This window comes from Pseudoalteromonas sp. BSi20439 (assembly GCF_000241165.1).
In the GTDB taxonomy this organism is placed as follows: Bacteria; Pseudomonadota; Gammaproteobacteria; order Enterobacterales; family Alteromonadaceae; genus Pseudoalteromonas.
The window spans coordinates 1-231 of sequence record NZ_BADW01000193.1; the positions used below are offsets into that span (position 1 = coordinate 1).

The 231-nt window shown below is 40.3% G+C and carries 1 protein-coding gene; it reads left to right on the forward strand.

Annotation, left to right across the window (positions count from 1 at the left end; all coding sequences use genetic code 11):
- On the forward strand, positions 1-231 hold a 231-nt coding region (locus P20439_RS15145), incomplete at both ends, for a hypothetical protein (protein ID WP_036934349.1).

Consider the following 231-nt stretch of genomic DNA (forward strand, 5'->3'; position numbering starts at 1 on the left):
AAGATTTCAGGCAAGTGTCAGTGCCACTTGACCCGTTTACTGGTGGCTTAGATCCTTCAATCGATTATGATGATTTAGGTAACTTAGCGTTTCAAGAAGATGATATTTATGGTGCGCTTGCATTCACTTATATTCAGGACGACCAAACACAATGGCGTTTAAGCTACGGTGAAACGGTTGTACGTCCTGATTTACGTGAGATATCTGAATCTACTTACATTGATCCGTTAA